This window comes from Ruegeria sp. D1(2025) (assembly GCF_056536425.1).
Genome location: NZ_JBQFPO010000021.1, coordinates 19,849 through 28,012 on the forward strand (window position 1 = coordinate 19,849; position 8,164 = coordinate 28,012).

Annotated in this window: 5 protein-coding genes; 3 read left to right on the top strand and 2 right to left on the bottom strand. The window is 53.1% G+C overall.

What is annotated here, in order from left to right:
• The first annotated feature begins 740 nt into the window (after window positions 1–740).
• The 3 genes from ACR1XU_RS22600 (at window position 741) to ACR1XU_RS22610 (ending at window position 4,698) form a co-directional block, all read left to right on the top strand.
• The gene (locus ACR1XU_RS22600) at window positions 741–3,035 is read left to right on the top strand and encodes a rhodanese-like domain-containing protein (protein ID WP_480814016.1); all 2,295 of its coding nucleotides are present in this window, start codon (window positions 741–743) and stop codon (window positions 3,033–3,035) included.
• Between the two features lie 243 nt (window positions 3,036–3,278).
• The gene (locus ACR1XU_RS22605) at window positions 3,279–3,899 is read left to right on the top strand and encodes a DUF1326 domain-containing protein (RefSeq protein WP_480909063.1); all 621 of its coding nucleotides are present in this window, start codon (window positions 3,279–3,281) and stop codon (window positions 3,897–3,899) included.
• 28 nt (window positions 3,900–3,927) lie between these two features.
• Window positions 3,928–4,698 (top strand): DUF2182 domain-containing protein, encoded by a 771-nt coding sequence (locus ACR1XU_RS22610; RefSeq protein ID WP_480909064.1) that lies wholly within the window; start codon window positions 3,928–3,930, stop codon window positions 4,696–4,698.
• A 259-nt stretch (window positions 4,699–4,957) separates the two neighbouring features.
• Here ACR1XU_RS22610 and ACR1XU_RS22615 read toward each other — a convergent pair whose 3' ends face one another.
• Both ACR1XU_RS22615 and ACR1XU_RS22620 read right to left on the bottom strand, forming a co-directional pair.
• Window positions 4,958–6,724: an adenylate/guanylate cyclase domain-containing protein gene (locus tag ACR1XU_RS22615; RefSeq protein WP_480909065.1), complete on the bottom strand. Its 1,767-nt coding sequence runs from the start codon at window positions 6,722–6,724 to the stop codon at window positions 4,958–4,960.
• Window positions 6,725–6,928: 204 nt separating this feature from the next.
• The gene (locus tag ACR1XU_RS22620) at window positions 6,929–7,378 is read right to left on the bottom strand and encodes a MaoC family dehydratase (RefSeq protein ID WP_480909066.1); all 450 of its coding nucleotides are present in this window, start codon (window positions 7,376–7,378) and stop codon (window positions 6,929–6,931) included.
• Between the last annotated feature and the right edge of the window lie 786 nt (window positions 7,379–8,164).

The window sequence follows — 8,164 nt, forward strand, 5'->3', positions numbered from 1 at the left end:
TTGCGCCCCGAGCGACCGCTCTCCGGCTAGCCAGCCTACGCTTCCTCAAACGGAAATTCCCGTTGGTCACGTCCGATTCCGGCTAACTGCGGTTATAATCTCAACCGAGGCAGACGACCGCTCCGCCCGCATTTCGGTCGTTCGCCTAACCTCCTCCTCCCTCTGTGTATTATGGATCAGGAAGGAGGGTACTCGGGTCTCTCTATCCTCCGGTTTCTATTCATTATTTTTACCTATTCCCCACCCCCATAGAACCCCTGCTAGAGGTCAGGAAAGAGGAGTAGACAGGGGGAGTCAGAACACCCGAAACCACTGGGGTATAAACAGGGGCATTTTCCGTAGCAAACGGGTGCCACGGGTGTCTACGTCTCGATGTTCCGATGACCTGGCTGGGGTGGTAGGAATCCTTGCCCACCGATGAAACCTAAGAGCTTTTCCAACCGGTGGCCGGAACTGGGGCGGTTTCGGGGGCATTTAGCGGAGCGAAGCGATAGGCGGCACGAGGACGAAGGACGAGTGAGCGCGGGGAGTTTAGAGGGTGAACATCGGGCATTCTATTAAGCGAAGTAGACGGGCGGAATGGAGCATCAACGGGTCAGCATGGGCAATTAGAGCCGCTGGCAGCCCCATTTTACAGTGGCGACAGGCGCTGGCGGGGCCAATGACGGTTGAATGCGATAAACAGGCCTAAAGTCGAATTTCATTTCATTTTCTGCTATCCTCAAACTCGGAGGATTAGCATGGAGCGTAGGATTGCTGCCATTCTCGCCGCCGACATGGTTGCGTACTCGCGCCTGATGGAGGCCGACGAGACAGGTACCATTGAGCGACAAAAACGACACCGGATCGAACTCATCGACCCCAAGATAGACACCCATAAAGGTCATATAATAAAACTAACGGGGGACGGAATGATTGCCGAGTTCCCCAGTGTCGTAGAGGCAGTTCACTGTGCGGTTTCGATTCAAGAAGCCATGAAAACCCGAGAAGAGCATGTCCCTGAAGATCGCAAGATCCGCTATCGAGTTGCGGTCAACCTTGGCGATGTAGTCTTCGACGAGGGGGATATCTACGGAGACGGTGTCAACATCGCGGCTCGGCTGGAAGAATTGGCCGCACCGGGAGGAGTGGTCGTATCCGGCACAGCCTACGATCACCTCAAAGCGAACGTGGAAGTTGGTTATGAAGATCTAGGAGAAAAGAGAGTAAAAAACATATCCACTCCTGTCAGGGTGTATCGGGTGGTGCCGGGCGGGAAGCCGCTTGTTTCAAGCTCTGGAAATTTTCCAATCAAGGTAGGCATTTCAATGTCTGCGATCATCCTCTTGCTTGCACTAATGATTTGGCGACCATGGAAACCGGAATTCGATCCTGCCTCAGTTGATCAGATGGCCCTTCCTCTGCCGGACAAGCCTTCACTCGTGGTACTTCCGTTCGACGATTTTAGTGACAATCCAGAACACGCATTTTTTGCAGACGGGATCACCGAAGACCTGATCACAGACTTGAGCAAGCTGTCTGGCATTTTCGTAATTTCACGAAATTCAAGTTGGACTTACAAAGACAAGGCCGTGAAATCCCAGCAGGTCGCTGAAGAATTGGGGGTACAATACATCCTTGAAGGGAGCCTGCGCAGAGCGGGAGATCAAGTCCGTGTAAATGCACAGTTGATCGATGCCTTGAGCGGTCATCATATTTGGGCCGACCGATATGACAGTGATGTTCAGCAGGTTTTTGAACTTCAGGACAAGGTCCTAGAAGAAATAACATCTGCATTGGCGGTTCAATTGACAGCCAAAGAAAAACAGGAGTTTGGAACAACAGAAACTGAACATCCTGAAGCGTATGACTCGCTGCTGTACGGCCTTGAACTTCTGCGCAGTGGCAATTCTGATGACACCTTGAGCGCGATTTCCAGATTTGAAGACGCGATCGCAATCGATCCCGATTACCACAGGGCTTATGCTGCCTTAGCTGCGGCCCATTGGCGAATTGTTCAGAGTGTCTGGTTTCTGGCCATGAGTGGCGGGTTTGAACGGTCTTGGAAAGAAGTGGAAAGAAGCCTTGAAAAAGCGATGGAGGAACCATCGGCTTTAGCATATTCGGTTCAGGCAGAGATTCTTGTGGAGCAGGGCCGCCACGATGAGGCATATAAGGAATTAGATAAAGCGTTGGCTCTGGCGCCAAATGACCCTGACATACATCTCGTAAAAGCCAAGGTCCTTAACGCGACAGGGCGTGCGTCGGAAGCGGAAGCCGCGGTTCAGTATGCTTTGCGTTTTGACCCGCTTGAACCAACCCGCTATTTGCGCGAACTGGGTGTTTCCCAGCTTCACCAAAAAAAATATGAGGATGTCGTGGCAACGATGCGACGCGTGCTCAACCGCAATTCTGACATAGTGGCCGATATTACAACGTTAGTATCCGCGCTTGGTCACTTGGAGCGGCTAGAGGAAGTCCCTGATCTGGTAAAGCAGTACGACGCTCTTGCCCTGCCGTCGTTTTATGATCCCTTCACGGCTGAAGAAAGCCTTATCTGGTGGTACGGTGACATGTACGGTTACGACCCGGATTATCGCCGACATTTGTATGAGGGCGTTTTGAAAGCCGGGGTACCACCCAGCACTGGCAATGACATTGATTACGATGATGTCGCAGACCAAATGACACGTGATGAAGGTTTATATTACCCTGAATCAATCTCTCGTATTAATACTGAAGAAGCACATACTCTTTGGGAACAAGGCGCAGCGAAATTCGTCGATGTGCGCGCGAAGTTGGATTTTAATGCCGGGCATATACCCAATTCCTTCAACTTCTCGCTGTTAGTTGGTCTGTCACGAGACGCGCTTTTGGAAATAGCGGAACTTGATGACACTATGGTATTCAGCTGCCATGGGCCACATTGCCCATATTCTGCGTATGCCGCAATAAAGGCCCACCTCTGGGGCTTTGAGGATTCTCGGTACTATGCCGGTGGGTATCCAGATTGGGTCGAGCAAGGCCTTCCAACGGCAATCGTTGAAAACGATTAGCTCGTCGCTCGCCAACTACCCTTGGTTTCACTCTGAAAAAAGACAGAAACGTCGGCTGCGAGCTTCTGTTGGGCGTAGAGCAGACGTTCAGTTGGTACCGTCCGGAGTGCAGACGCCCAGCTAAATTGATGGCGTGTTCGCAATGAGCCCTGAGCAAGCACGAGTAGCCTTGTGGTTGATTGGTGAAACGCGGCCTTTATGCTAAAATTCGGCTGCGGAAAACGTGAGACGGGAGGAGAAGTCATGGCTTGGAATGTTTCGGGCGAGCTCGTCGAAACCTGCAGTTGCAACATGCTTTGCCCATGCTGGTTCGGACAAGCCGACCTTATGCTCATGGACCAGGGGTATTGCGCAACGACACTGTTGGTACGCATTCGCGAGGGCTCTCATGAAGGCGTGGACCTTTCCGGTCAGAACGCGATTGTCTCGTTTCATTTCCCCGGGCCGACCCTGTTCGACGCCAACGGCACCGGGCGAGTGTACATTGATGAAAACGCCAGCGATGCGCAGGTAGCGGCATTGGAGACCATCTTGCAGGGTGCGTCCGGCGGCGGCATGGAAGTACCAGCAAGCCTGTTGTCGACCTGGCTTCCGACCAAACGCGCCGGGATCAGCGTGACCGAGGCCGAAGGCGAACTAACGGCGAGTGTGGCTGGTGTGGGCGAGATGAAATCCCGCCGTCTGGTCAATGATCTCGGCAACAAGATGAAACTGCAGAACGCCGCGTTCAGCCTCGCCTTCGGGCATGAGGGGCATGAAGGTGATCTGGCCCCCAGTGACGGCACCACCTGGAACGACTCGGATATGCCCATGAGCTGGACAGGCCGGTCGGGTGTGGTTGGGCAAGTCGCCTGGGCCGGCTGAGGCTGGGCCGGATCGTCAGGCTAAAATAATGAATGCTTTAGGAGTTGCACAACGGGATCGGGCGCTGGTTCTGGCTGCGCTAGTTGCGCTCACGGCGCTGGCGTGGGCCTATACAATTTACCTCGGGCGTGGTTCGTCCCCGATGACGATGGCCAGCGACGTAACCATGCCGATGATGATGCAGTGGTCAGTCGCGGATTTTGTCTTCATGCTTATCATGTGGGCCGTGATGATGTTCGCGATGATGCTGCCTTCGGTTACACCCGCCGTAATGATCTACGAAAGAGTGCGCGCGAAACGGGAGGAGGCAGGGCGCCCCTTCGTGCCGACGGGCAGCTTCGTTGCAGGGTATCTGTTGGTTTGGCTGGGGTTCTCGCTGGCGGCGACTGTATTGAATTGGTGGCTGCACACGGGTGGCGCGCTTTCCTCCATGATGGGGAGGGTTGCGCCGACCGTAGGCGGCGTGATGTTGATATTCGCCGGGTTGTTCCAATGGACGCCACTAAAGAACGCTTGCCTAGAGCATTGCCGCTCGCCCATGAGTTTTCTGACGGCTCATTGGCATGAGGGAACCCTGGGTGCCGCGAAGATGGGGCTTCAGCACGGGGCCTACTGTCTTGGCTGCTGCTGGATGCTGATGGTGCTGTTGTTTGTATTGGGCGTCATGAACCTGCCATGGGTTGCCGTACTTACAATCGCAGTGTTGGCGGAAAAGACGTTGCCATTCGGGCGATTTCTGAGCCGAGGATTTGGCCTGGTTTTGATTGTCTGGGGCGGGTGGTTGATCGCACTGACCTGAGAAAGGGTCGATAAATTCTCAAGCAGGTCGAATGCCACGACAGAGTGATATCCGAAACCTTACCGGACAGGCAATTTCAGTACGAGATAGCAGCCAGCCTCGAGCCTAAATCTGACATCTCCACTCGCCGCGATACTCCCGATAGCCGAGCTTTCGTTTTATCGCTTTACACGGGCAATGATTTTTTAGGATCAATGCGCTAATTTGAGTAAGCATGCTGAATCAATTTCGACAAGGACCTGAAATCCAAGTCTGGTGCTCAGTCCGGCAAGCCAGCTACACGAAGGGTTTGCATAAGGTGGTCGAGCGTTGACGGGTCCTTGTAAGGCTGACTGCTTGCGTAGTCGGATAGGCAAAACGCCGGATCACTCCTCACGATATCGTGGGCGACGCGTTTCGCCTCGTCGTGAGCGGATGCAAGCTCGTAGTCGCTGCAGAGAATAATGCGAGCGTCATTGTTCTTTTGATTGAGCCGCAAGGACTCTTTCGCAGCGCGGATCGAGAGCGCAATGTTACCGTTGTCTCGGTACGCGACTGCGAGAACGTCGATTAGCCAAACAGGATACACTTTCTCGAGCTGAAGGGCTTCTTTCACGCTTTGAACAGCGGACTGTGCTTCGCCGCAATAATTCAGCACGAGCCCCAGGAGAGCATGCGCCAACGGACAACTCGACCGAAGTTTCGCTCCCGTTTTACATAGCGCCAGCGCTTCTTCATATTTCCCGTTAAGAAGTAGAATATGCCCAAACACAGCGTGGCCAATGCCGTTGTTGTCTTCGTATTTTATGGCACTTTGCGCCCAATTGGCCGCCAGTTCCATGGATCTTGCTGCCGGCTCGGTCCACTTGAAAAAACCGTCCATCCAATGCGTTACGGAAACGTAGCTCGGACCCACCACTGAGTCGGGTTGTACGCGGTGAAGCTCTTCAAAAAAGCCGCGGGCAATTCCATTGTCCTCCGGGTTTAGCTCGTAAAAGTGACTGGCACCGCGGTAGTAACACTCCACCGCCTCAGGGCTGTTGAGTTTTCCGAACCAAATTCGATTTCGTTCGTTCGTGGCCAACTTTATGTTCAGTGCAGCGATGATTTCCCGAGTGATTTCATCCTGAACTTTGAAGATATCATCCACAACTCGATCATAGCTTTGAGCAAAGATGATTTGCTCGATTTCTACGTCTGTAAGTTGCGCGGTGACCCGCACTCGATCACTAGCCTGTTGGACAGCGCCTTCGAGAATGTAGCGAGCGCCGAATTTGGCGCCCACCGATGATGCCGAGACATCTTTCCCGCGATATGGATTAAGGGCCGGTGCATGAACAAGAAAAAGCCCGGAAAGCTGTGTTAGTGTGGCCGAGATACCGAACCTGATACCATCGGCAAGAAAGTCCTTTTCGGGGTCAGAACGCAGGCATTTGAAGGGTACAATCGCGATGCAAGGTCTTTCCGGAAGGTCGAATTCAAGAGTGCCTTTGTCGCGTGTGCCGGTATCCGTCTCGATCTCTTTGGTGGCCACACGGTATGCGCGCACTTGGCCTTCAATGTTCTTGAGAGTTTGCTCACCCACGAATTCGAACGGATAAGAGATCTTGCCAACAACCTGATCGTAAATCGTTCCGCTGATCATAATTCCCCCCGCTTCCGCCAGCTTCTCGAGCCGGGCCGCGACGTTAATTGCGTCGCCAAAGAGGTTGCCTCCCTCGACCATTACATCGCCGAGGTTGATGCCAATGCGAAAAAGCATAACGCGGTCTACTGGAAAGTGAGCGTTTCCAGTCTCGAGTCTCCGCTGAATTTCTATGGCGCAGCGCACGGCTTCCACGGGACTCGGGAATTCGGCGATTACACTGTCGCCCGCGGATCCGAAAACACGACCGCTGTAATTGGCAATGGATGCTTCAATGGTTTCACGGTGGGTGAGGAGCGTTCGCAGGGTAGCTTCTTCGTCCGCATCCATCAGCCGGCTGTATCCTACTGCGTCTGCTGCAAGGATAGCCGCGAGCCGTCGCCGAACTTGGTCATCCGTCATAGCACCTGCTTCCCTAGGTCACAGAACTATGGCGCCATCTTACTTTTCCAGGGAACGAGAGTCCACTGACGCGTAAAGAAAGACGCGCATTAGGCAGGGCCCTGCGTACGGCCGGACTGTCCGAATTGCAGTCTCTCAAACCTTGCTCAGCGAATAGTCGAACCGAGCCCAACGCCGACTTCTACAATATGAAGATGAACTGACTTACTTTCGCCGAGCCATAACATGATCCATGACCAGACTAAGTACCTCGACATCGTTTTGGTTGTACGTCCGGTAGCGGAATCGTACCGTTCCTCGATCAGGCTTGGAGCGTGATGGCGTAAGCACCTCGACTGTAACACGCGCTCGCAGTGTATCGCCGGGGAAAACGGGAGCAAGCCACCGAACCTCGTCCATGCCGTGGCCGCCCAAGTTGGTTCCAGTCAACACACCAGTGTCACGAAATAACCGGAAGGTGAGGGCAACTGTTTGAAAGCCGCTGGCGACAATACCGCCGAATATCGACTCCGTTGCCGCCACTTTGTTCACGTGGAAAGGTTGTGGGTCGTGCGTAAGTGCGAAGTCAATAATAGCGCTTTCGGTGAGCGTAATACCACCGGTATCGAAAGCATCACCGACTGATAGATCGTCAAAGTGTTTTCCGGTACTCATACCAAAATTTAGGTAGATTGTGATTTGCTAGTCAATACGGAACGCTGTGTCCCCTGCGCGTACAGACCTTGTGGCACGTATAGAGAATTCTGCATCAAGAAAAGTTTATCTGACCGCACCTTCTCCTGGGGGCAGAGCATTCCAAAAGAACCTAACTTGTTTCACATAAGGACCGATGCATAGTTCACCGGGGAAGCCCTATAAAGGCTGAAAGCAACCAAAGCTGCCAATACGCAAATCGGTCCCGCTATTTCCAAGAACGCTCGGATAGATGTTGGCGAGACATTGCCAAGTGAGAAATACCGGCAGAGGCTCCTCTCGGTCGGAAACAGCTTCCATTTACTTAAACTTACCATGTTCAACTCATACGCTAACAACGCCTGAGAATTAGCACGCACGGTCCAAACAGCGAAAAGCTATCGCAATTTTCAGATATTTTTCGATGCATTGGGCAAAATGGGTGTGTAGTGGTGCCAGGTAATTTGCATTGTCAACGAACCTACAGCTAGTCGGTTCTTCAATCGCTTCTTGCAAGCCTTTTGTCAGGCATCGGCATTTGAGGCAGCCTTCGTGCGTTTGAGGCGCACTATCAATTTAACCTTCTGCTAGTCCCGCAACTCTGTCATTCAGCCACCGCTCCCCCGCCAAAACCGAGGAACCTCCTGCATCTAAATAAAGAAGCAACTGCAGGAGTTTGATCCATGAAGTACCTGTCTGCCCTCGGCGTTCTCGTCGGGGGTTTTCTTTTGCACCCACCGCCCAAGGCTGTCCTGACGACGATGCTCT

Excerpts from the sequence above, each read along its gene's own strand:
- ACR1XU_RS22600 (WP_480814016.1), top strand. The coding sequence starts at position 741 with ATGGAGCGTAGGATTGCTGCCATTCTCGCCGCCGACATGGTTGCGTAC.
- ACR1XU_RS22605 (WP_480909063.1), top strand. The coding sequence starts at position 3,279 with ATGGCTTGGAATGTTTCGGGCGAGCTCGTCGAAACCTGCAGTTGCAAC.
- ACR1XU_RS22610 (WP_480909064.1), top strand. The coding sequence starts at position 3,928 with ATGAATGCTTTAGGAGTTGCACAACGGGATCGGGCGCTGGTTCTGGCT.
- ACR1XU_RS22615 (WP_480909065.1), bottom strand. The coding sequence starts at position 6,724 with ATGACGGATGACCAAGTTCGGCGACGGCTCGCGGCTATCCTTGCAGCA.
- ACR1XU_RS22620 (WP_480909066.1), bottom strand. The coding sequence starts at position 7,378 with ATGAGTACCGGAAAACACTTTGACGATCTATCAGTCGGTGATGCTTTC.